Raw genomic sequence first — 24396 nt, forward strand, 5'->3', positions numbered from 1 at the left:
TTGGAGCTGCTCCTATGTCCCAAGAGTTAACTCGGGTGATTGTTACTACCGATATGGAAGTCGACGATATGAACTCGCTCGTTCATTTGGCTCTGTATCTTAATGTGCTTGATGTTCAGGCTGTGGTGTATACGGCTTCGCAGTATCACTTTCTTGGGGATGGGGTTCATACGCTGGGCGAGGTGAATTCGCATTGGCGGACCAAAGGGCGTCGCTCTTATGAGTGGGATGTTGTGCCTCATGAACCCGATCCGCTGGCCGGCGAGCTTCGTGAGTATCGTCCGTTTCCCGAGCATTGGATTGAGAGTCTCTGGAGTAATGAATACGCCCAGGCTTGGCCGCAGTTGCAGGCGAATGCGGGCGCTGCCGGTGAGCCGCCGTTTCCCACGCCCGCCCAGATGATCGAGCGCACCTTTGTGGGAAATGTTGCCTTTGAGGGTGATGTGACTGAGGAAACTGAGGGATCTCGCGTAATTGCGCAGGCAATCTTGGATGATGATCCGCGTACGTTATGGTTGCTCAGCTGGGGTGGCATGAACACCATCGTTCGCGCCCTCATGAGTATTGCCGAGCGTTATCGCGCCACGCCCGAATGGCCTGCCGTGCAGCAGCGGGTCTATCAGAAGGTGCGCGTGATGGGCGTTGCCGATGGCGTGGGGCAGGACAACTCATGGCTCGACCATGGACGCGAGCTCTTTCCCGAGCTCATCTTTTGGTGTGTGCCCTATATGTATGGCGGCTATGTCGATGCCAAGATGGCTCAACCCGATACGCTGCCGCTGTTTAAGGCACCTTGGCCTGAGCAGAATCTCACGCAGGGCAACGGCCCCCTCATGGCACGCTACATGCTCTATGGCGACGGCAAGGTCTACGAAAATGAGCCCGAGCGCTTTCAGTTTGGCAAGCATGCCCGTCTGGATTGGGGTCTAGAAGGCATGCCCGCGATGCAGTTTGAGCGCGGCGACTTTATGGCCGAAGGCGACAGCATGACCTATATTCCGCTGCTGCCGTTTGGCCTGCGCGGTATCGACGACCGCGGCTTCGACACACTGCTCGGCCGCATGTTTCTTGATGGACATCCCGATACGGACGCACCCGCCGGTTTTGCCGCCATCGGCACGCCCGTAGACGGCAACCCCAATCCCTACCTGCGCGCCTATCAGGAAGACTTTGCCGCCCGCGCGCAATGGTGCGCCCATGATCCGGCAGCCTGCTCGCATCCGGCATATGTTGTCGAGGTCACGGCCGACCGCAGCGCTACAGCCGGCGAGCGCGTCACCCTTGCAGCGACCGTCGTCGACCCCGACGGCAAGGGCTTTGATGCACATTGGGATGTCGCCGTGGACCCGTCGAGCTATGCAGGCACGCAGGATCTTTCGCTGTGGCAGGAATGCACGGTGAGCACCGCTTTTATCGTGCCCGCCGACGCGCAGCCCGGCGACCGCTTCGTGCTCACCCTTACCGTGCAGACGCGCGCCGAGCGCCCCTGCAGCCGCTACGCCCAGGTTGCCGTGACCGTGGCATAGCAGGGACGGCGCCCATATTCGTCAGCCGCCACATTCGGCATGGACTGTCCCCAGCTGCCACTCATTTAAGTACGTCCCCAATGAGTGTAAGTACGTCCCCAATGAGTGGCCGAAAATGGGCCATGTGTCCCAGTTGTGGAGACTCCTTGAGCCGTCTGGGTATCGTGAAAGATCGCGCGCTCACCCATCATCAAAAGTGACACACGCTACCTGTTGATGGGAGGCAGCCATGGGCTTCTTTGACAAGATGTTCGAGAAGAAAGAGTGCGCGATTTGCGGTACCGAACTGGGGATTTTGGGAAAGACCAAAATCAACGAAGGCTACCTGTGCAAAGAGTGCGCAGGCAAGCTCTCCCCCTTCTTTAGTGGTTGGCGCTCCAGCACCGCGGACGATATCCGCGAGCAACTCGCCTACCGCGCGGCCAACGCCGAGCGCCTGGCCTCGTTCAACCCCACGCGCACGCTCTCTGCCGGGCGCACCAACATCATGCTCGATGAGGACGCGGGCCTGCTGATCATCACTTCGCAGAGCCGCTGGCGCGACGCCAATCCCGACATCATCGAGTTCTCACAGGTACTCGGCTGCGATATGGATATCGACGAGCATCGCACCGAGATCTATCGCGAGACCAAGGACGGCGAGCGCGAGAGCTACAACCCGCCGCGCTACGACCTGGATTACGACTTTAACCTGACCATTCACGTCAACACGCCGTACTTTACCGAGATCAACCTGCGCGTGAACGACTCCACCATCGATCAGCGCGGGTCCATCGAGTACCGCGAGGCCAAGCGCCAGGCAACCGAGGTCCGCGATGCACTGGTGCAGCTTCGTCAGGAAACGCGCGACAGCGTCGTGGCCGCCAAGGCCCCCAAGACCGCGGTCACCTGCCCCTTCTGCGGTGCAACCACCATTCCCGATGCCAGTGGACGCTGCGAATACTGCGGCGGCGCCATCGGCGCATAGCCTCCGGCACGGAAAGGACCGATCATGGCCTTCGAGAGTGTCAACTATCAGTGCCCCGCGTGTGGCGGCCCCCTTCACTTTGCCAGTGCCGAACAAAAGCTTGTCTGCGACTACTGCGATTCGCGTTTTGAAGTCGAAGAAGTCGAGGCCCTCTATCGCGAGCGCCAGGACAAGGCAGATGCCAAAGCCGATGCCGCAGCCGCGGCTCGCAAACCTGCTGTCGACGATGCCGTGCAGGATCTGGCCCAAAACGCCGGCTACATCTGCTCGTCGTGCGGCGCCGAGCTGGTCTCGGACGGCACCGTCGCCGTTACCACCTGCCCATACTGCGGCAACTCCGCCGTGGCGCCCGGCCAGCTCTCGGGCGACTTCTCACCCGACCTGGTAATTCCGTTTAAGCTCGGGCGCGATGATGTTATGGCAGCACTCAAAGAGCACTACAAGGGCAAAATCCTGCTGCCCAAGAGCTTTGTCACCGGCAACCACATCGACGAGGTCCAAGGCGTTTACGTGCCGTTTTGGCTCTACGGCGCCCGCGTGGACGGCGAAGTGCACTTTGATGCGACCAACGAGACCGTGACCGAGGAATCCGACCGCACCGTCACGACCACCGACCACTACGACGCCTACCGTAAGGGCAAAATCTCGTTTGAGCGCGTGCCCGTCGACGGATCGTCCAAGATGCCCGACGGCCATATGGACGCCATCGAGCCGTTTGACTACGACGCGCTGCGCCCGTTCTCGGTCGCGTACATGCCCGGCTACATCGCCAACCGCTACGATGAGGATTGCGAGACCTGCAAGGCGCGCGCCGAGCGTCGTATGGAAGAAAGTACGATTTCGGCCCTGCGCGAGACCGTCGTCGACGAATATGACGATGCCACGGTCGAAAGCAAGCAGCTCGACTACACCTGGGAAGACAGCAACTACGCTCTGTTCCCCGTGTGGATGCTTTCCACCTCGTGGAACGGCAAGAGCTACCTGTTTGCCATGAACGGCCAAACCGGCCGCATGGTCGGCGAGCTTCCCTGCTCCAAGCTCAAGCTCGCCATCGCCTCGGTGCTGTTCTTTGTGATCGGGTTTGTCCTCTCCCAGATTCTCTTTATGGGCGAGAACGCCTTCAATCCGGACTACCTCACCTTTGATATCGAGGGCATCCTCATCAACATCGTCGCACCGCTGATCATCGTAATCATCGGAGACGTGCTGCTGGTAGGCCAGCTCAAGACGGCCAACGAGGCCACCCACGCCGATTGCTACTGCGGCGAGCTCGACTTGACCGAGAAGCACGACACCTTCAGCCACACCGAGACCACCGTTGTCATGAAGGACAACAAGGACGATTAGCCATTCTGACCAATACCACCCGGCCTTTGACGAGAAAGGAAGATCACCATGGGACTCTTGAAAGCTGGATTGGGTGCTGCCGGCGGCGTCATGGCCGACCAGTGGAAGGAATATATCTATTGCGAATCGATGCCCGCTGACGTCTTGGCCTGCAAGGGCAGCAAGCGCACCGGCGGCCGCAGCTCCAACACGCGCGGCGAGGACAACGTCATCTCCAACGGCTCCGTCATCGCCGTCAACGACGGCCAGGGCATGCTCGTGGTGCAAAACGGCAAGATCATCGAGGTCGCGCTGGAGCCCGGCGAGTTTGTCTTTGACACCGGCAGCGAGCCGAGCGTCTTTAGCGGCAACCTGGGCGACTCCATCAAGGAGACGTTCGCCAATATCGGCAGCCGTTTTACCTTTGGCGGCGACGCGGGCAAGGACCAGCGTGTCTACTTCATCAACACCAAGGAGATCATCGGCAACAAGTACGGCACCGCCTCGCCCGTGCCCTTCCGCGTGGTCGATAACAACATTGGCCTGGATGTCGACATCTCCGTTCGCTGCAACGGCGAGTATTCGTACCGCATCACCAACCCGCTGCTGTTCTACACCAACGTGTGCGGCAACGTGACCGATAGCTACACGCGCGATAAGATCGACAGCCAGCTTAAGTCCGAGCTGCTCACCGCTCTGCAACCCGCCTTTGCCAAGATCTCGGAGATGGGCATCCGCTACAGCGCTATCCCCGGCCACACCACCGAGCTCGCCCGCGCGCTCAACGAGGTTCTCTCCGCCGACTGGCGCGACCTGCGCGGCGTCGAGATCGTGAGCTTTGGCGTCAACTCCATCGCCGCCTCGCAAGAAGACGAGCAAATGATCAAGGACCTGCAGAAGGCCGCGGTCATGCGCGATCCCACCATGGCAGCCGCCAACATCGCCAGCGCCCAGAGCGATGCGATGCGCGCGGCAGCCGCCAACCCCAACGGCGCGATGGCCGGCTTTATGGGCATGGGTATGGCGGGCGGCATGGGCGGCATGAACGCCAGCCAGCTGTTCGCCGCCGGCCAGGCACAGCAGCAGGCCGCCCCACAGCCGGCTCCGGCACCCGCCCCCGCACCGGCTCCTGCCGCTGCCCCCGCGGCCGGCACGTGGACCTGCAGTTGCGGTGCCACCAACACCGGCAAGTTCTGCCCCGAGTGTGGCAGTCCCGCACCCGCCCCGGCACCGACCAAGTGGTTCTGCCCCAACTGCGGCAGCGAAAACGGCGGCAAGTTCTGCAGCAACTGTGGAACGCCCAGGCCCTAGCCCCTCTACCTGGTAATTGGCAGGGAGGTCCGCCACCCCCGCATTTGCTTCTATGGGTTTCGTTCGATAAAGGAGGACACCATGAAGACAACGTTCAAAAAGTCCGTACTCGCATTCCTGACATGCGTCCTGGCGCTCGCCTTTGCCCTGACGGGCTGCAGCGGCGGCGGCAAGGACCCCAAGGCCAACTTCGTCGGCAGCTGGGAACTCTCGGGTGGAACCCTGGAGGGCGAAGAGCTCACCAATGAGTACATGGATATGCTCAAGGAGTGGGGCCTCAACTGTATCCTGATCCTCGACGAAGACGGCACGGGCGTCCTCGACATGTTCCTTGAGGTCGCCGACCTGAAATGGGAGGCCAAGGACGCCACCACTGCAACCATCACCGCCGACGGCGATTCGCAGGACATGAAACTCAAGGACGGCAAGCTCGTCCTCGAGGTGGAAGGCGACAAGCTTATCTTTACGAAGTCCGACAAGGATCTTTCCGGTACGCTAAAAAAGGATCGCGAGGCGGCCGAGAAGGAAGAGGAGATCGATGAGGCCGTCGAAGACGACGACGTCCAGAGCGTCGAAATCTCCCCCGCCGTCACCGTCGCCGATGACGATCTGTGCACCATCACCATCACCGAGAAGTTCAAGGACGAATGGGGCGACATCGGCTTTGTCGTCAACATCACCAACAAGAGCGACAAGGACCTGACCTTCTACGCTCCCTCCGGCAAGACCAACGTCAACGGCACCATGAAGGAACCCTGGTTCTCGGCTAACCTGATGCCCGGCACCAACGCCACCGAGGAATTCACATTCTCGAGCGGCGAGCTTGACAGCCTTGACGACCTGGTCAACACGACCATCGGCATCGACGCCTATCTGACCGATTCCTACGAGGACGTCGCCTCCTACACCGCAACCATCGCGTAGCGGCACGTAACATCAGCCACGGATTGGCGGACGCATCCGCGCACTTGCCAGGCGGGGCCGCAGGAGTTGATCCTGCGGCCTCGTCGTTTTTATGCCGACAGCACAGCCGCACAAGCAGGCCGCCCGTCGTTTTCTGATGCAAAACGGCGGGCGGCCTATCTTTACGGCGCCGGAACACGGCGAGCGCATCGATTACGGGCGCTCCATGTTGGGAACGATGCTGCCCTCCGTTACCGCGCGCACGGCAAGACGCATGATGTTGTCGTAGCCGGTCTTGCTCAGAATCTCCGAGATGCGACGCTTGATGGTACCCTCACTCATAAACAGCTCGGCCGCGATCTCGCGGCGGCTTTTGCCCTCGCAGGCAAGGCGCAAAATCGACAGCTCGACATCGTCGAGTGCCGCCGTGCCCGAAAAAATGCTCTCGGGCGGCTTGGGAAACGTGCAATAGCCCGCCAGCGTGGAGCGCATCACGGCGAACAGCTCGTCGATACCAACGTTCTTGTACACAAAGCTATCGACGCCCGCCTCGCGAGCCTGATCGACAAAGGTGATCTCGGGCATGCCGGTCATGATGATGACGCGGCACTCGGGCAGCTGCTCCTTGATGCGCGCCGCCGCCACGATGCCGTTTGAATCGTGTTCGGTGCACACGTCCATCAGTATCATGTCCGGGTGCTCCTTGAGCGCGACACCCAAGGCCTCGGAGGCATCGGCGATCGCGGCGACGACGGTCATATCGGGCTGGTCGCCAACGGAGCGCGCCAGGCTTTCGCGCAGAATGGCCTGATCTTCGACAATTAACACGCGGATCATGAACTTCTCCTTTGGACCGTGGCGTTGGGGCTCAGCGGGATGGACACCGCAAGCGTAAAGGGCTGGGCGGCGTGGACTTCCAGGCCGCCGCCCAAATCTTGCGCGACATGCCTCATACCTGGGATACCCGTTCCCTCGCGATACGATACGGAGGCCGGGGACCCGTCGTTAGAAATCGTCATGCGCGCGACGGCGCCAGCATTCGTCCCCTCCTGCCACAGGCGCACGTGGACCCGATGCGCCTGCGCATGCCTGGTGGCATTGGTCGAGGCCTCGCGGATAATCTGCAAAAATGCGGCGGCGACACGCGCGTCCTCAGGCAGCGCACCCTCAACATCGATCTGCACACTCACCAAGCCAAAGGCGTGGACGATATCGCTCAGCTGCTCTGCAGGCTCGCTGGCACCGCCACTGCGCAAATCGGCGGCGATTGAGCGCAGCAACGGGTCAATCTGCTCGAGCGACTCATCATCCAGACGTCCCTCCTCCAAATAGCGATGAAGAATGGACAGGCGCTGGCCGATCACATCGTGAACGCGGGCACGCATACGTAGGTAGGCCGCATTGTCGGCAACCTTTTTGGCTTCTTCGATCTGGGCCTGGAGCTCTTGCCCAGCACGCTCAAGCAGGTGGTTGGCTTGCGCCAGACGGTCGTAGGCGTGTGCGTATTCCGTCACGTCCAGGCCGACGACGCGCTCGAACGGACGGCTCGAGACCGTAACGGAGTCACGCACGAACAGACGAATCTCGGAAGGAGAGATCTCGACCACGGCGCGATCCCTACCAAAGCGATCAAGGTCGATATGGGCGCGATTAGCGCTGCTTTCGGGCATTTGCATGCTCAGTTTACGCAGGTCGTTCCATGTCCTGCTCATGTCGCCCAGGTCGGTGGGCATATGGAGCTCTACGAGGTTTTTGCGCATGCAGCGGTTCATGAGCAGCGGACGGCCCCTCGGGTCTAGATACAGGATGCCCACGGGAATCACGTTGATGGTCTCGATCGTCGAGAACATGGTGATATCCTCTTGGCGGTTACGGACGTCCATCAAGAGCGCCGCGATGGAACGGAACAGGAAGAACGCTCCCTCTGCGATAAGGACAACGGTCCACGCCGAGCCCATGGCAAAAACCACCGGTGGTGTAACGGCGACAACAAGCAACAGCTCGACCAGCATGACGGGACGACGATAGTGCACCATAAGTACCACGCCATAGGCAAAGATTGCGGCATTGAGCCACAACGCTCCGCCCATTGCCCTGGCGCAAACGTCAAGCGGCGCCACCAGATACGAGCCAGACGACGTGAACAAGATGAGCGCCGAAATCATCAGGTGAAGCACAAGACTCGCCTCGTAGGCGCAAATCACCTTACGGTTATAGGACGAGCGGCGCGATGCGATGAGCGGGACGTGGATCGTCTGCAGACACGCAGCCAGGGCAAAGACAACATCGAGCGCAACGATTTGGGGAAGTATGAGCGAAATCTGCATCGTCACTCACCCGCCCTCGGCATCAAGACGATCATGCGCAGCTGACCGGACTCGCCCTCAAGGCGGTATGCCACGTTGCGCCCTTGCAAAGCGCTTTCGAGCTCTTGCGCAGCGGGCGTCTGCGAAAGATCTTCATCATCGTTGGAAAAAAGTGTGGCGCGCAGCTCGACGCTGCATCGGTCATGGTCGCCCAAGTGATACATAAGTGCCGGATGATCGGTGGCGTAGGCAAAAAACGCAAAGTCATACACGCAGTCGTACAGCGCACTTACCGTACTGGCGTGCATCGGGCGCCGTATGGCAATAATCGAGGCGCAATCGACATCGATCGTGCGCAGGTCGCTTGCGAGCTCGTTGGCAATGAGCTGAATGCGGTCGCGGTCAAAACCGCTCTCCCCGTGCTGTGCCAACGTGAGCGACCCCTTCCGTTTGCAATAGGCAACGAGCATCTTGGCGCGCTGCAGCATGCGGTAACGCTCGCGCGAAGATTCCTCGTCAGTCAACGGCGGCAGCGAGCTCAACAAGTCGTACATCTCTTCGAGCGCGCGGGCAAGCGCCTGGTCCACGTCTTGGACTAGCAAGGTCTCGGCCTCTTGATCTGCCAAATGTGTCTTAAGGTCGTAGTCGGCGGCAAGCAGCTCGTTTTGGCGTTGCAGCTCCATGCGACGATGTGCCAGTTCGCGATTGAGCTCGTTGAGCTCCGAAACGTCTTGGGCAAGCAGGGCCGATCCCCCCAGCAGCGGAAAAGCACGATACATCACATCGGGATCGGACGCCACGGTAAAGGCATGGGCGCGGCCGTGCTCCTGGTTCCGCAACTCCTCGCGCACGCCTACCGGCATTGGCTTTGACACCGGCGTGGCATAGACCTCCTGCAGGTCGCGCGTTAGAACTTTGAGGTCAAGCGGCAAGGTGTCGAAGATGCCGGCGATATCGTGGTACGACGGAATGACACCGCAATCGAGACAGATTTCCATCGCCACCACGCACAGGATGCAATAGACGAGCGAAAAGTTGAGCCTCCATGCCCAGGGCACGCGCAGAGCATATGAGATGCCAAAGAATGCGCCGCCCAGCAGCACGAGCGCCGCCGTGCCCGAGAAACGTTGGATGCGAAAGGACGAGGACCGACCAACCAGGATAAAAAAGCCACGAAGTTAAAGGCCGTCCACACGAGGAAGGCGAAATAACCCCGGCCGTACGTGTAATCGTTGCTCCAGGTGTCGCTTGTACGGTCAAAGCGGAAGACCTGCTGGTGAAAATCGTTGGTGAGCACAAATCCGATAAGCAGGATGGCCACAATCCACAGCGCAGCACGGTAGCGGCGACCCAGGCGGCGTTGCTCCAGGCCCGCAAGGCGCAGGCCGCAGAGCTGGTAGAGCAGCGGAATGAGCGTCATGGGCACGTAGTACAGGTACCACAGCAAGGTGGCATAGAACGGCGTGTACGACTTGTACTTGAGAATGACCTCGATCATCCACAGGGCACAGATGGTGGCGATGGCAACAAGGCGGCGGCGCAACACATAGTCCAAACAACGCAGATAGACCAACACGCCCCAAATCGAAAATACAATTGCGGCGACAAGCAGCGGGAGAGGGCTCGAATGGGTGAGCCCATCCACGACCTCTTCGGACACCTCGCTATAGGCGGGCACGGCGTTAGAAAGTTTGGGGTCGAAGGCGAACAGCACCGGCAAGATTGCCAAAAGCATGAGGAACAGCGCGGTGATGGCGCCGGCGATAGCAAAGACGCGGTGACGGTACACCTGATGCGTTATGCCAACAAGGAATCGCGGCATAGCGAAGAGCCTGCCGCCCCTGGGATCCGCAACCGGAGCGGTCCGGGCGGCCGCGTGGCCGATATGTCGCTCGCGGGTACTCATAGTCCCTTTAGTGTACCGACAGGCGGGTCCAAAAAGCGGGCCGCATGTCCCAAAATCCGCAGACGGCAAGACGCCCGGCGAGCAATAACTACTCGCCGGGCGCCTTGGTTAGAAGGCTATGAAGTTGAGTGTCTCAGCTTCCTTAGGACAGGTCCTCACCATTAGAAGCAATAACCTTCTTGTACCAGTCGAAGCTCTTCTTTTTGGAACGCTTGAGGGTACCGTTGCCGGCGTCGTCGCGGTCCACATAGATAAAGCCGTAGCGCTTGGACATCTCACCCGTGCCGGCAGACACCAGGTCGATCGGGCCCCAGGTGGTGTAGCCCAGCAGGTCAACGCCGTCCTCGGTCACCGCATCGCGCATCGCGGCGATATGCTGGCGCAGGTAGTCGATACGGTAGTCGTCGTTGATGGAGCCATCCTCCTCGACAACATCCTTGGCGCCCAGACCGTTCTCGACCACAAACAGCGGCTTCTGATAACGGTCGTACAGGTCGTTGAGGGTGATGCGGAAGCCCAGCGGATCGATGGCCCAGCCCCACTGGCTCTCCTGCAAGTAGGGGTTCTTGGCGCCGGCGAAGGCGTTACCCTGGGTGCGCTCGACATCGGGGTTATCGGCACCGGCAGAGCAGCGGGTGCTGTAATAGCTAAAGCTGATAAAGTCGACGGTGTTAGCGGCCAGGATCTCGCGGTCCTCGTCCGTCATGCCCACATCGATGCCTAGACGCTCGAGCTTCTTGACGGCATATGCCGGGTAGTAGCCGCGGCTCTGGACGTCGACGAAGAAGTAGTTGTCCTGGTTATCGAGCTGCGCCTGGCGCACGTCGCCCGGACGGCAGCTGTAGGGGTAGTAGCTACCCGCGGCGAGCATGCAGCCGATCTTGATCTCGGGGTCGATCTCGTGGGCGATCTTGGTTGCCCAAGCGCTGGCGACGAGCTCGTTGTGAGCGGCCAGGTACTCGACGGCCTTCTTGTTCTCGCCCTCCTCAAAGACCAGACCGGCACCCATAAACGGCAGGTGCAAGATCATATTGATCTCGTTGAAGGTGAGCCAGTACTTCACCAGCCCCTTGTAGCGGGTAAAGATCGTGGTCGCGAGGTTCTTGTAGAAGTCGATGAGCTTGCGGTTGCGCCAGCCGCCGTACTCCTTGATGAGGTGAATCGGGCAATCGAAGTGCGTGATGGTCACGAGCGGCTCGATGCCGTGCGCCTGACACTCGCGGAATACGTCCTCGTAGAAGGCCAGGCCAGCCTCGTTGGGCTCGGTCTCGTCGCCGTTGGGGAAGATGCGGGTCCAAGCCAGGCTCATACGGAAGGTCTTAAAGCCCATCTCGGCAAAGAGAGCGATGTCCTCTTTGTAGTGGTGATAGAAATCGATGCCGGTCTGCGCGGGATAGTAATAGCCGTCCTCGAAGTCGAGCATTTTACGCTGGCCGGAGACCACCGCATAGCGCTCGGGGCCGTGCGGAGCCACGTCCACGTTGGCCAGGCCGCGGCCGTCCACGTCGTAGGCACCCTCGCACTGGTTGGCAGCCGTTGCGCCGCCCCACAGGAAGTCATTACGGAAAGCCATGTATCAATCCTTTCGCACGCTGTTGTCATAGGCTCAGTATCTCTATAAACGGCACGTCGCTCAACGGCAACGGCGCAGGTCGACACTTCTTTTCGCTCCCGCATATCGGCAGACGGTGCGCTCCTGACACTTTTTGATACCTCGCGTGCACGAAAAAGCACCCGCCCACACGCCGCGAACGTCAAGTGAGTAGACTTTTTGGCAAAACTCAACCAGACCCGCCTTTGACGCCATCAAAACCGCAGGTAGCTTACCTGGCATGTTCCGGCGTGGTCAGACTAAGCCAAAAAGTCTACTCACTTGCAAAAAAGGGCGCCTCCACAACAGCGAAGGCGCCCTCGGGTGGCAGACCATTTGACTGAATAGGAAAGAAAGGAAAAAATAGGAAAAAAAGGAAAGGAGACTTATGACTGAAACCATCTTCTCCCCCTCATTTGGAAATCGCCCGTCCTATCTGGTGGGACGCGGGAGCGTGATTTCGACATTCATCTCCGGCCTTGAGCAGGAGCCGGGCAATCGAGACCGAGCCATACTCATGCTCGGCCAGCGAGGCAGCGGCAAAACGGTTCTGTTGTGGGAACTTGCCGATCGCGCCCGCAAGCTCGGCTTTGTTGTCGCCACGCCCACCGTAGCCTCCGAGGATATGCTCGAGCGCATTGTTGAGAAAATCCAGGAAGCGGGCGAGCCTTACGCCAACAAGCATCGTCTCCCCAAACTTACAGGTGGCAGTTTGAGCGTCTTCGGTTTCTCAGCCGGCCTCGAGTTTACGCGCGACGTACAGGAAACTAAGAGTTTCCAGTTCAAACTCACGCAGTTGGCACGCAAGTTAACCGAGCAGGGACACGGCATCCTCATCCTCATCGACGAGCTCCAGGCAAATTCACCCGAGATCAGACAGCTCGTCACCGCCTATCAAGAGCTGGTCGGCGAGGGACTCAACGTCGCGCTCGTCATGGCGGGCCTCCCGGGAGCAGTCTCCGCGACACTCAACGACCGCGTACTGACATTTCTCAACCGCGCACGCAAAGTCACGCTCGAACCGCTTTCAGTCGGAGATGTCGATGCCTATTATCAGCGGGCTTTCGAAGAGCTCGACCTTGATATTCCAGGCGATCTTCGCCTCCGTGCCGCTCGTGCAACCCAAGGATCGCCCTATATGCTGCAGCTCATCGGCTACAACATCGCCAATCGCTGCCAGGCAGGAGAATACGTAACGCCAGAGCAAGTCGACGGAGCTATCGAAGCGTCAAAGGCCGATTTCGAAAACGATGTTTGTGAAACGACGCTCGCCGCGCTATCGGACCAAGACGTCGCGTTTCTCGACGCAATGACTGATGACAAAGACGGCGTGTCGCGCATTTCTGATGTTGCGAAGCGCATGTCAGTCACACCCGACTATGCGCAAAAGTATCGCCGGCGCCTCATCGACGCCGGCGTTATCGAGCAGGCGCGCCGCGGCTACGTGCGCTTCGCCGTCCCCTATATGGCCGATTACCTGCGCAGCCAGCTCTAGGCAACCACCGCAAAGGGGACAGGCACCTTTGTGGTGGGTTGGGCCCGCTTGTCTCGATCTGTAACAGTTAGGCCGTCAAAACCGGGCTTGGCGTTACAGATTGAGATTGTTCGGGCGGCCCCCGTGGTTCGTCTTGATCTGTAACAGATAGAGACGATTTAGCGCGCCAACTGTTACAGATTGAGACGGAAGACCCTAGTCACAGGCGATGTCGAGGTTTTTGCCGATGAGACCTACGTAGCCGCCTTCGGCTGCCTTGGGGCTGTCAGCATGGCAGAGAACCCACTTGTCGGCCTTCCAGTAGCAGTAGCTGTCGCCGGCAGCAGGCATATCGGCTGCAGCCTCGGGACGCGGACCGTTGGTGCCGGCGGGCAGCGCAACCATCACCTGGAAGCCACCGTCGTCGACCATGCACGGCGTGTAGTGCAACGTGGTGGCGTAGACCTCGACGAGCGTGCCGGCGGGCGCGCGGAACGCCTTGACCTGCGCGGTGTCGAGCTTGCCGTCGACAATCTGCTCACGCTTGGCGAGCAGCAGAATAAAGTCGCGAGCACCCAGGTTGAACTCGCTCGCGCGGTGATACTCCAAGCAGTTGAGCTTCGTGTTGTGGCCGTTGCACCAGCCCAGCTGGAACGGACGGCCGCCATACATGAGCAGGCCGAGCGCATCGGCGCCCTCGACCTGCTCCAGCTCAGGCGCGGAGGCCACGTACTTGCTGCCCTCGGGGATGGGCGTTGCGGAGAGCGCCTCGACGAGCGGGGCGGTCAGGCTGGACGGGACGTCATCCCACACGCGGCCATAGGGTTTGAATTCGGGGTCGGTAACAGAGTAGATATGCATGTTCGCTCCTGTTCGTTTGTGTGATATTACGAACATTCTAGAACAATCACGCGCGGTTTTAAACGTCCGCCATGTCCGCTCAACAAAAAGGCACCCCCGCATAAGCGAAGGCGCCCAGTGAACTCATTTTGAGCGACGAAACCTTTACGCCTGCTGATAGTGCAGGTGTGCCTCATCGATATCGATCAGATCGCGGTCGAGATAGCGACGCGCGAGCCAATTTGCCATAGGGAGATTCTGGTCCAGGTAGTTACCGCACTCTTCGGGAGCGGCACCGGGGACATCGCCCTCGAAGCCAGCAACAAACTCGAACAACTCGCGCACGAGCGGCAAGATCTCCTCACTCGTCACCTCGCCAAACACAACCAGGTAAAAGCCCGTGCGGCAGCCCATAGGGCCAAAGTAGACAATACGGCTCGACCACTCGGCATGGTTGCGAAGGAACGTCGCGCCCAGATGCTCGATGGTGTGGCACTCGGCCGTGTTCATAACCGGTTCTTTGTTGGGCGTGGTCAAGCGCAGGTCAAAGGTGGTGACGGCGGCACCGGTCGCCGGATCGCGGTCGACGCGGCTCACATACACGCCGGGCTCAAGCAGCAGATGGTCAACGGAAAAACTCGCGATGCGCTCCATGGCAGATCCTCTCGGTAGTCAATTTGGGACAGGGCTCTTTTAGCTGGTTCGAATGGTCGCACCAATCATACCAGTCAAAAAAGCCCCGTCCCAAATGAGCTGCCCGAGACGGGGATCAATGAGTTTTTAATCCCGTCCCAAAAAATCATGCTAGGCAGTGTATGCAATTGTTGATTTGACAGCGTGGCGCCAGCCGGCGATCTTTTTGGCGCGTTCGTCAGTGGGCATCGACGGCTCCACGATGCCGCGGGCGCCGTAGACATCGACGACATCGCGCGTGTACATGCCCAGCGCGATGCCGCAGGCCCAGGCCGCACCCAGGCCGCTCATCTCGTCGTTGCTCGCGATGCGGATGGGCGAGCCAACCAAGTCGCTCTCAAACTGCATCAGGTACGCGTCGCGCGTGGGACCGCCGTCAACACGAAGCTCGGCCAACGTTGCACCCGAATCCTCAACCATCGCATCGATCACGTCAAAGATCTGATAGGCGATCGACTCGTCGGCGGCCTTCACGAACTCCGCGCGACCCGTGGTGCGCGTCATGCCAAAGACGCAGCCCTCGGCGTCACTCGCCCAGTGCGGCGCGCCCAAACCGGTAAACGCCGGCACAAAGTAGACGCGGCTCGCCGGATTGGCGGCGTAGCACAGGTCGGTGACCTCCTCGGGGTTGTTGATGAGTTCCAGATCGTCGCGCAGCCAGGTCTTGACGGCGCCGGCGTAGCTCACGTTGCCCTCGAGTACATACTCGGTCACGCCATCCATACGCCACGCAAGCGAGCTCGAAAGCCCGTGCGAGCTGGCGACAAACTCGTTGCCGACGTTCATCATGACCGAGCTACCGGTGCCATAGGTCGCTTTGGCCATGCCGCGGCTGTGGCAACCCTGCGCAAACAGGGCCGCATGGCTGTCGCCCAGCACGCCGTGTACCGGCACGGGTGCGGGCAAAAAGCCATCCAGGTCCGTTGTGCCAAACAGACCGTCGGAATCGGTCACCTGCGGCAGGCAGGCCGGATCGATGCCAAAGGCCTCGCACACCGGCTCGCTCCAGCAGCCACGGCGCAGGTCGAAGAGCTGCGTGCGGCTGGCATTGGACCAGTCACAGCGAAACTCCGCGCCGCCCGTGAGCGTCCAGACCACCCAGGCATCGATGGTGCCCAGACACAGCTCACCCGACGCCGCGGCCTCGGCAGCCGCCGGAACGTTCGCGAGAATCCAAGCCATCTTGCCCGCCGGATAGTAGGGCGAGAGCACCAGGCCCGTTGTGTCACGCACCAGCTCTGCCACGCCTTCGCGCGCCGCAAGCTCGTCACACAGCTCGCGGGCGCGGGCACACTGCCACACCACGGCGTCGCACAGCGGCTCGCCCGTCGTGCGGTTCCAGGCAACGGTGGTCTCGCGCTGGTTGGAGATGCCAATACCAGCAATGTCGGCCGGATTGACCCCGGTCTCCTCCACCACGGCACGCGCCACGGCCAACACGTTGGCGGCGATCTCGACCGGATCATGGCTCACCCAGCCGGCATCATTGACAATCTGGCGATGCGAGCGGTCGGCACGATGAATCAGATGGCCGCCCTCGTCCACCAGCAGCGCCTTCGTGCCCTGCGTGGATTGATCGATTCCGATGATGTATTTGCTCATGTACTCTCCCATTCCTTCCGCCAAATCAAAGACGACTGGCGGACAAGGAGCGAGCGGCCGTCAAGTGCCGCAGATTGCCGTGAAAGAAGAGCGCCGCGTACTTTGCGTACGCAAGCGACGGTTTGAACGGCAAGGTGCGGTGCTTGGCGGCCGCGCAGCGTCTGTATCTACTAGTTGCCGAGGAACTCGGCGACGGTCTGCGCGATTCCGGCACCCGTCAGGCCGTAGTGTGTGAAGACCTCGGGGCTCGTGCCGGTGATGACCGGTGCGTCGGGCAGGGAGAGGCACTTGACCGGACGCGGGCAATGCTCGCCCACCACCTGCGCGACCATAGAACCCAGGCCGCCGAAGGGGCTGTGCTCCTCGACCGTCACGACGGCGCGCGTGGCACCGGCAGCCTCAATCACGGCCTCGGCGTCAAGCGGCTTGACGCAATACATGTCGAGCACCGTTGCCGAGATGCCCTGCTCGGCCAGCAGGTCGGCAGCGTCCACGGCATGGCGGACCATCTCGCCGGTGGCGACGAGCGTCACATCGGTGCCGCGACGCACCCAGGTGGCGCGATCCATCTGGAACGGGCACTCGTCCTCGGTGTACACGTCCTCGACCGGGTTGCGGCCCACGCGAATGTAGGCCGGCTTGTTGTCGGCGACCAGGGCCCGCACGAGCTCGGCGGTCTGGAAGCGGTCGCTCGGCAGATACACGCGCATGTTGGGAATCGCACTCATGGCGGCGATATCCTGCGCGGAGTGATGGCTCATGCCCAAGGCGCCATAGGACACGCCGCCCGAGATGCCGATGAGCTTGACGTTGGTGTTGGAGTACGAGACGTCGACCTTGCACTGCTCATACGAGCGCGTGGTCACAAAGGACGCCGGCGAGGCGGCCCAGGCCTTCTTGCCGCACGAAGCCATGCCGGCGGCGATGCTCACCAGGTCCTGCTCGGCAATGCCGACCTCGACGGACTGTTGGGGATACTGATCAAAGAACGGCATGAGCGATGCGGAGCCGCGGGAGTCGGAGCATAGGACGACGATGTCCTTATCGGTCTTCGCGGCCTCGAGCAGCGTGTCGCAGATAACCTTGCGATTGGCGATCTTGTTAGCCATTGACGGCCTCCTTATGGGCAGCGAAATCGGCGATGATCTGGGCATATTCCTCATCGTTGGGCAGGTGATGGTGCCAGGCGGCCTTGTCCTCCATGACGGGCGAGCCATAGCCCTTCACCGTATTGAGGATGATGACCGTGGGCTTGCCGCAGGTCTCGGCCGCAAGCGTCAGCGCGGCGTCGATGGCCCGGACGTCGTTGCCCGGAATGGAGAGCACGTTCCAACCGAAGGCGGCCCAGCGCTCCTCCTGCGAGTCCTGCTTCATAACATCCTCGGTACTGCCGCTGATCTGCAGGCGGTTGCGGTCCACGAGTGCGCACAGGTTATCGAGCTGGTAGTTGCCGCCGCTCATGGCGCCCTCCCAGACCGATCCCTCGGCAAGTTCCCCGTCGCCCATGATGGTGTAGACGCGGTAGTCGCGGCCGTCCATCTTGCCGGCGAGCGCCATGCCCACGGCCACGGGCAGGCCGTGACCCAGCGAGCCCGAGTTCATCTCGATGCCCTTGAGCTTGTTGTTGGGGTGGCCGATGTAGGGGCTGCCGAACTTGGAGAAGCGGGCCTTGACGTCATCGAGGTCAAGATAGCCCTCGTGGCAGAGCACCGCGTAGTAGGCTTCCATGGCGTGGCCCTTGGAGAGCACGAAGCGGTCGCGGTTGGGATCGTCGACGGTCTCGGGCGAAATGTTGAGGTGGTTGGCGTAGAGGGTCATGAGGGCGTCGATCACCGACATGTCACCGCCGATGTGGCCGCCAGCGCCAGCCATGATGATATCGACGCAATCGCGGCGAAGGTCCCAACGCAGGGACTCAAGCTCTTCGATAGTTGCCATTTCTACTCTCCTCGCAGGTAGGCTTTAACGTCTTCTTCGATGGGGTCGTACAGGTCGGGGGCAATACCGAGGTACTTGCACGCCTCGTAGAGCACCGGCACCACGTTGGCGTGAATAGCGACGCAGTGGTGGATGTAGGGACCCTCGACGATTTTGGCCTCGAGGCGCTTGAGGTTGTCGACCTCGACCCACAGATAGGTGCCCATGCCAGCCGGGCCGTCGATGCCGCGAGCGTTGCCCAGCAGCAGCGAGTACTCGCCGTTGTCGCCGTCAAAGCGGGCAAGGGTGAGATCGCCGTGCTTGGCCTCGGCCGTCAGCGCACCGGGGTGATCGAAAGCCAGCGGGTAGGTGAGCTTGGGCTTGACGGCCGCGCAGCTGCAGGGCCAGGGGCCACAATGCTGCAGCAGCTCGCCGTTCTCATTGTCGGGATGGCGCACGGTCCAGTCGGCGAACATGCCGCGGTGACGGCCCAGGTCGGCGGCCTCGACCATCAGCGCGGTGATGGCGCCGTGGATATCGGTCTCGCATACGATAGGAATGCCCATCTCGTTGAGGATGGCGTTGGCAGCGCAGGGCATAATGCCCAGCTCGTCCTGCAGAGCGTTCCAGCACTGAATGGCGCCGGCGTTGCAACCGTACTTCTCGACCAGGCGCTTCATGGCGATGGCAAGACCGGCGACCGCGGGAACCTTATCCTCGGGGATGCAGATCTCAAAGCTGTCGTTGATGTGGGCAAGCATGGTAGCCATGGCCTGCTCGTCGGCCTGGGCGTCGCGCACGGCCTGGACAAGCTCGGTCATGGGAATGGGCGAAAGCTGGATGTTGAACTTCTCGAGCAGCTCGCCCTCGTTGCACATGGTCGACCAGAAGTCGAACGGACGGGTGGCCATCTGCAGGATGCGGGTGTGCTTGAAGGTCTTGACCACGTTGCACACGGCCAAGAAGTCCCAAACGCCGCGCTCGAACTCGGGATCGGTCAGGCGGCAGTTGGTCATGTAGGTGAAGGGAACCTGGAAGCGGCGCAATACTTTGCCGGTGGCGAACAGGCCGCACTGGCTATCGCGCAGGCGGGTGCCGTCGGGCTCGGGGCGCTCGTCGCGCGGGCCCCACAGCAGCACGGGTAGGCCGAGCTCGCGGGCAAGGCGAGCGCAAACGTACTCGGTGCCAAAGTTGGCGTGGCACAGCATAATGCCATCGACGCCCTCGGCGCGGAACTTCTTGACGATAGGCTCAATGTGGCTGTCGTCGAACAGCAGGCCCTCGTCATTGATGTCGTCGATATCCACGATGTCGACGCCGATCTCACGCAGGCGATCAGCCGTCAGGCCGCGATACTTGATTGCGTCCGGCGCGCTAAAGATACTGCGGCGCGTGGGCACAAAACCGAGCTTGATCTTGTCCATGTACGTCCTCCCCTAATCACATGTTCAGTAAACAGACGCATGTTTCGTTTTGTTCTGTTTACTAAATTTTTACTCCAGTGTTTAGAAGTTTAACGCGAAATACTCGTGGGCGGTAGAGAAATCAGCCTAAACGGTATGTAAACAAACTGAACATACAAGGGCAACAAAAAGAGGGCCCCGAAGGACCCCTTTTGGATGACGTTATTTTTCTGCCTTAGCGAGCTTTGCCGCCCTGCGGCCCGGCGTTGCCTTTGCCTAGATCTCACGCACGCTCTGACGCTCGACAAAATAGGTCGATACGGCTGTCTTGCAGGTATAGCTCTTGGGATTGCGGATGTTGCCCACCAGGCGGCGCACCGCGATCTCGCCCACCTCGTGCTTGGGAACGTGCACCGTGGTGAGCGGCGGGTTGGAGAAGGCGCCCAAAGACAGATCGTCAAAGCCGATGATCGAGACATCCTCGGGCACGCGAATACCGTGCTCGTTGAGCGCGCGCATGGCACCCACGGCGAGCACGTCGTTTTCGGCAAAGAAAGCCGTCGGCAGGTCGTCGCGCGAGACGCTGTCGAGCCATGCGCCCATGTCGCGATAGGCGCCCTCGAGCGTGGTGCCCAGCGTAACGCGCCATGTCGGGTTGGCCTCAAGGTCTGCGTCCTCAAGCGCTTGGCGATAGCCGCGCTCGCGATCCTTAAAGTTGCGGATGCGAAGGTCGCCTGCCAGATAGCCGATTTGCTTGTGACCCTTCTCGATAAGGTAATCCACGGCGCGCAGCACCGAGTCGGTGTTGGCAATGACCACGGCATCGAAGTACTGACGATCGCTCCAGCCATCGAGCACGATCAGGTGGGCGGCAGCGTTGGCAAACAGGGCGTAGTCTTCCTCGCCCAGCTCGGTACCCATCAGCACGATAGCGGCGGACGGATCGGCGATCAGGCCCTCGACCTGCGGACGCACGGCGTCCAAGTCGCTAAAGTCGAGCGAGACAAAGCTCGTGCTCATGCCGTGACGACGCGCCTGGCGCTCCACGCCCTCGATGACCGCGGGATGGAAGGTGCTCTCGTCCAGAATGGCGCCCGTCTTGCGCGCGAGCACAAACTGAATGCTCTCGAGCTGCGTCGACTGCTGATAGCCAAGCGATTGCGCGCACTCCAGGATGACCTTGGCGGTCTCTTCACTCACGCTGCGCTTGCGGTTGAGCGCGTTGGACACGGTCGCAGGCGAAAAACCGGTGATGCGGCTGATCTCGCGAACACTTGCTTTGGCCATTGTTCCCCCTAGCAACGGCCGTGGCGGAGCATCGCAACTTGATGACTCGACAACTAAACGACCGCAAATTCAATCTAAACAGAATAGTAAATGTTTATGAGCTAGTTTAGCCTGTTGTCAAGCGAAGTGGCACGACTATTCCCCCAACGGGCACATTTACTCGGTAGCTATTCGCAAAGGCGCATGGCTTCTTGCACGGCACCATACAGGTTAGCATCGTTACCGAGCTCGGCCGCCCTGACCTGCGGCGCAGGGATGCCGGCAAGAAAGCCCTCATAGCCCGCAAGAGCTGCGGGCATCTGATCGCGAAGCGCATCGATGAGCTCGGGGTGGCAAGAAATGCCGCCCGCGATCACAAACACCTCGGGGTCGAGCACCGCCTGAAGGTTTACGAGCATGGCATCGAACGTGCGCGCATAGCAGTCAAGCGCGCACTGCGCCGCCGTATCGCCGGCCTCGATCCACTCAAAAACGCGACGGCCGTCCACCGTTCCATCGGCGGGCAGACCTTTCTCGGCCACGACGAGATCGCGCAGCGCACGCCAGCCGCCTGTGCCGGCAAACATCCTGCCGCCCGACGCAGGCTGCGTCACATCGTTGCGCAGGAAGCTAAACTCGCCCGCAAAGCCATGTGCGCCGCGAAGCACGTGTCCGTTGATGACAATACCGCCGCCAATACCGGTACCGATAGCAAGCACGACGCCAATGCGGCATCCACGGAGGGCGCCCGCCGCGTACTCGCCGAGCGCACAGCATTTTCCGTCGTTGTTAACAGACACCGGCATGTCAAACCGCTCGCGCAGCAGCTTTCCCAGCGGACAGCCGTCCATGTAGGTGAGCGCGCCGCCGCGATGGATGGTGCCGTCTGCGTCATCCTCATAGATGCCGCCGGGCGCACTTACGCCCACGGCGGACACGCGGTCACGATACGGCTCGACAAGACCGGCCAAGGCCTCGACCGCTTCGTCTGCCGTAGCAAAATCAGTCGGCAGGCTTCCCCGCTCGCGAATGGAAAAATCCTCGCCCAGCACAGCCCACTTAACTGCCGTGCCGCCCACGTCAATGCCAAAATACTCTTTCATGCTGCCTCCGATTCTGCACCGATACGTCAATATCGGCAGACCATCCCGTCCATGCAAACACAGACAATTCCAGACAAGGCCAAGTATTTGGTTAACGGTCGCTTTTAGGCTGTAAACGGTGTTTAATCCGTTTACAGCAGCTAGTTCTATATATTACGCAATTATGCGCTCATTTGGGGCGGGGCTTTTAGCAACTTTTAGCTCCCCAAGTAGTTAAAAAAGCCCCGTCCCAAAAAGACTACTTAGCCCAAAACGTGAGCCATGCGCGTCTTGAACTCGGACAGGAAGCGCGGGGCATCCACGGTCAGCGCCACAAGTGCACTCTTGTCCGGATCGGACAGGCGATGCTCGTCGCAAATGGTGCGGCCGCGATACTCGCCCAGCAGATCAACACGCAGATTGCAGCCGAGCGCACCCACGAGCGTGGGGTCGATCGCCACGGCGACGGCCAGCGGATCGTGCAGCGCACAACCACCCAGGTAGGGTGCGTTCATCTCGTACGAGCCAATGTAGTGCTCGACCATGCTCGCAAACGCACAGCCCGCCATGGTGCCCGAGCCCGTCCATCCGGCAATGTCGCGACGCGTGAGCACCACGCGATGCGTCACGTCCAGGCCCACCATAGTGAGCTTGCGGCCCGAGCGCAGCACGGCATCGGCCGCCTCGGGATCGCTTGCCATGTTGGCCTCGGCACCCGCGCTCACGTTGCCGGGCACGGTCAGGGCGCCGCCCATCACCACCACGCGGCCGATAGACATCACCGCCGCCGCATCGCGCTCCAGGGCAAGCGCCAGGTTGGAGAGCGGGCCGGTCGCTACGTAGACCAGATCGGGACCATAGGTGCGCGCGGCATCGATTAGATAATCGACTGCAGCGTTGCCATCGGCCGACGTCGCCCCCACCGGCTCGTAGGGCGACGCGGGCACGCTCGCGCCGCCGATGCCATTCTTGCCGTGAATGAGTACGGTGGACGCCGGCGGCGTATAGGGCTCAGTCGCCTGCAGAGGACGGTCAGCACCCAGGTACACCGGCACCTCGGGACGGCCCAACAGGTCAAGCACCGCCAGGCAGTTGCGCGCCGACTGGTCGACGCGCACGTTGCCAAAACACGTGGTAATGCCCACGAGCTCAACCTCGGGGCTCGCGATGGCATAGGCAAGCGCCATCGCATCGTCCACACCCATATCCAGATCAAGGATCAGCTTCTTGGTTGCCATTGTTCTACTCCGCTTCTCCGTCTTGTACTAAATCGTCTAAACCAAACACGCGCTCAACTTCGGCACGCGTGGGAATCGACTGCTGCGCGCCCAGGCGCGACACCGTCACTGCCGAGGCGCGAGCACCCGCGGCCATGCACTCAAAGAGCGGCAGGCCCTCCAGACGAGCCGCGGCAAGCGCACCGATAAATGTATCGCCCGCAGCCGTCGTATCGACCACCGAGCTCGAAAGCGCCGGCATGCGCAGCAGCTCGCCGTCGTCGCCGAGCGTAACCGAGCCGGCGCCGCCCAGCGTGATGACCGCGGCGCCGGCACCCTTGGCGAGCAAGGCGTTGATCGCCGCGACGCAGCTCGCATCGTCTGCAGGCAAGATGCCCGTCAGTACCTGGCACTCAGTCTCGTTGGGACAGACCAGGTCGACTGCAGGCCAGACCTCCGCAGGCAACTCGCAGGCTGGCGCTGGATTAAAGACCGTATAAAACCCCTGCTCGTGAGCGCAGAAAAGCGCCTCGACAGTCGCCACAAGGTCACATTCGCCCTGGGCGATAAAGACGCTTCCGGCAGCCGGGGCAATCTCGCTGGCGTCGCCGTCGAGCTCATCGGCCACCAGGCGCCTCAGCGCGCGGGCAACGTCCTCGCCCGCAAGTGCATGGTTGGCGCCCGGCGACAGTACGATGCGGTTATCGCCCTCACAGCGAATGATGGTCGCCGTTCCCGTCTCCACATCGTCGCGACACGCCACAAAGTCACAGTCCACGCCAGCATCTTGGAGCCCCGCCACGAGCGACGAGCCAAACGCGTCGCGGCCGACCGCGCCGATCATGCGCGTGCGCGCGCCCATGCGCGCAGCTGCTACGGCCTGATTGGCGCCCTTGCCGCCGGCGTTGGTGATAAACCCGCTGCCGCCGACGGTCTCGCCCGCACGCGGCATGCGCTCGCACGCCACCGAAAGGTCCATGTTCATGCTGCCAAACACCGCAACGATGCCGCAATCTGCCATGAAAACCTCCTCGTCCGCGGGCCCCGCACCCGCTGTCGGCCGTCA

General features: G+C 61.1%; 20 protein-coding genes. 6 read left to right on the forward strand and 14 right to left on the reverse strand.

Annotated features, from left to right (window positions below; translation table 11 throughout):
- Positions 1-14 precede the first annotated feature (14 nt).
- The 5 genes from ACQQ92_RS01140 (at position 15) to ACQQ92_RS01160 (ending at position 6054) form a co-directional block, all read left to right on the forward strand.
- Positions 15-1526, forward strand: coding sequence for a nucleoside hydrolase-like domain-containing protein (locus ACQQ92_RS01140; protein ID WP_427795571.1), 1512 nt, complete (start codon positions 15-17; stop codon positions 1524-1526).
- A gap of 229 nt (positions 1527-1755) precedes the next feature.
- Positions 1756-2493, forward strand: a complete 738-nt coding sequence (locus tag ACQQ92_RS01145; protein WP_427795572.1) for a DUF4428 domain-containing protein — start codon at positions 1756-1758, stop codon at positions 2491-2493.
- Positions 2494-2517: 24 nt separating this feature from the next.
- Positions 2518-3840 (forward strand): hypothetical protein, encoded by a 1323-nt coding sequence (locus ACQQ92_RS01150; protein ID WP_427793660.1) that lies wholly within the window; start codon positions 2518-2520, stop codon positions 3838-3840.
- A gap of 48 nt (positions 3841-3888) precedes the next feature.
- Positions 3889-5130 (forward strand): SPFH domain-containing protein, encoded by a 1242-nt coding sequence (locus ACQQ92_RS01155; protein ID WP_427795573.1) that lies wholly within the window; start codon positions 3889-3891, stop codon positions 5128-5130.
- An 81-nt stretch (positions 5131-5211) separates the two neighbouring features.
- Positions 5212-6054, forward strand: coding sequence for a hypothetical protein (locus tag ACQQ92_RS01160; RefSeq protein WP_427795574.1), 843 nt, complete (start codon positions 5212-5214; stop codon positions 6052-6054).
- A 192-nt stretch (positions 6055-6246) separates the two neighbouring features.
- Here ACQQ92_RS01160 and ACQQ92_RS01165 read toward each other — a convergent pair whose 3' ends face one another.
- The 4 genes from ACQQ92_RS01165 to ACQQ92_RS01180 all read right to left on the reverse strand — a co-directional run bounded on the left by ACQQ92_RS01165 (position 6247) and on the right by ACQQ92_RS01180 (position 11818).
- Positions 6247-6870, reverse strand: a complete 624-nt coding sequence (locus tag ACQQ92_RS01165; RefSeq protein ID WP_427795575.1) for a response regulator transcription factor — start codon at positions 6868-6870, stop codon at positions 6247-6249.
- On the reverse strand, positions 6867-8366 hold the full coding sequence (locus ACQQ92_RS01170) for a sensor histidine kinase (RefSeq protein ID WP_427795576.1): 1500 nt from the start codon (positions 8364-8366) through the stop codon (positions 6867-6869). Before ACQQ92_RS01170 ends, ACQQ92_RS01165 begins: the two co-directional genes overlap by 4 nt.
- Positions 8367-9246: 880 nt before the next feature.
- Positions 9247-10161 carry a histidine kinase N-terminal 7TM domain-containing protein gene (locus ACQQ92_RS01175; protein ID WP_427795577.1) on the reverse strand — a complete coding sequence of 305 codons (915 nt, stop codon included), beginning with the start codon at positions 10159-10161 and terminating at the stop codon, positions 9247-9249.
- Positions 10162-10387: 226 nt separating this feature from the next.
- Positions 10388-11818 (reverse strand): 6-phospho-beta-glucosidase, encoded by a 1431-nt coding sequence (locus tag ACQQ92_RS01180; RefSeq protein ID WP_427727282.1) that lies wholly within the window; start codon positions 11816-11818, stop codon positions 10388-10390.
- Positions 11819-12224: 406 nt separating this feature from the next.
- Here ACQQ92_RS01180 and ACQQ92_RS01185 point away from each other — a divergent pair, with 406 nt between their 5' ends.
- Positions 12225-13331 (forward strand): ATP-binding protein, encoded by a 1107-nt coding sequence (locus ACQQ92_RS01185; protein ID WP_427795250.1) that lies wholly within the window; start codon positions 12225-12227, stop codon positions 13329-13331.
- Between the two features lie 195 nt (positions 13332-13526).
- On the opposite strand, the gene ACQQ92_RS01190 is transcribed toward ACQQ92_RS01185, so the two are convergent.
- From ACQQ92_RS01190 to ACQQ92_RS01235, 10 genes are all read right to left on the reverse strand, one after another.
- Positions 13527-14171 (reverse strand): DUF4867 family protein, encoded by a 645-nt coding sequence (locus tag ACQQ92_RS01190; RefSeq protein WP_427747629.1) that lies wholly within the window; start codon positions 14169-14171, stop codon positions 13527-13529.
- Positions 14172-14315: 144 nt separating this feature from the next.
- Positions 14316-14804 carry an S-ribosylhomocysteine lyase gene (locus tag ACQQ92_RS01195; protein ID WP_118652431.1) on the reverse strand — a complete coding sequence of 163 codons (489 nt, stop codon included), beginning with the start codon at positions 14802-14804 and terminating at the stop codon, positions 14316-14318.
- A 150-nt stretch (positions 14805-14954) separates the two neighbouring features.
- A complete protein-coding gene (locus tag ACQQ92_RS01200) occupies positions 14955-16445 on the reverse strand; it encodes an FGGY family carbohydrate kinase (RefSeq protein WP_427747628.1) in 1491 nt (496 codons plus the stop codon).
- A 170-nt stretch (positions 16446-16615) separates the two neighbouring features.
- Positions 16616-17554 (reverse strand): transketolase family protein, encoded by a 939-nt coding sequence (locus ACQQ92_RS01205; RefSeq protein ID WP_427747627.1) that lies wholly within the window; start codon positions 17552-17554, stop codon positions 16616-16618.
- Positions 17547-18383, reverse strand: coding sequence for a transketolase (locus ACQQ92_RS01210; RefSeq protein ID WP_427718096.1), 837 nt, complete (start codon positions 18381-18383; stop codon positions 17547-17549). Before ACQQ92_RS01210 ends, ACQQ92_RS01205 begins: the two co-directional genes overlap by 8 nt.
- Positions 18384-18385: 2 nt before the next feature.
- A complete protein-coding gene (locus tag ACQQ92_RS01215; RefSeq protein WP_427747626.1) occupies positions 18386-19786 on the reverse strand; it encodes an L-fucose/L-arabinose isomerase family protein in 1401 nt (466 codons plus the stop codon).
- 255 nt (positions 19787-20041) lie between these two features.
- Positions 20042-21052 carry a LacI family DNA-binding transcriptional regulator gene (locus ACQQ92_RS01220; RefSeq protein ID WP_055252157.1) on the reverse strand — a complete coding sequence of 337 codons (1011 nt, stop codon included), beginning with the start codon at positions 21050-21052 and terminating at the stop codon, positions 20042-20044.
- A gap of 167 nt (positions 21053-21219) precedes the next feature.
- Entirely contained in the window at positions 21220-22134 is a 915-nt protein-coding gene (locus ACQQ92_RS01225) for an ROK family protein (RefSeq protein WP_427747625.1), read from the reverse strand.
- A gap of 242 nt (positions 22135-22376) precedes the next feature.
- Positions 22377-23351 (reverse strand): nucleoside hydrolase, encoded by a 975-nt coding sequence (locus ACQQ92_RS01230; protein WP_427795351.1) that lies wholly within the window; start codon positions 23349-23351, stop codon positions 22377-22379.
- 4 nt (positions 23352-23355) lie between these two features.
- A complete protein-coding gene (locus tag ACQQ92_RS01235; RefSeq protein WP_427795578.1) occupies positions 23356-24351 on the reverse strand; it encodes a ribokinase in 996 nt (331 codons plus the stop codon).
- Between the last annotated feature and the right edge of the window lie 45 nt (positions 24352-24396).

Source organism: Collinsella sp. SGI.241 (assembly GCF_050312955.1).
In the GTDB taxonomy this organism is placed as follows: Bacteria; Actinomycetota; Coriobacteriia; order Coriobacteriales; family Coriobacteriaceae; genus Collinsella.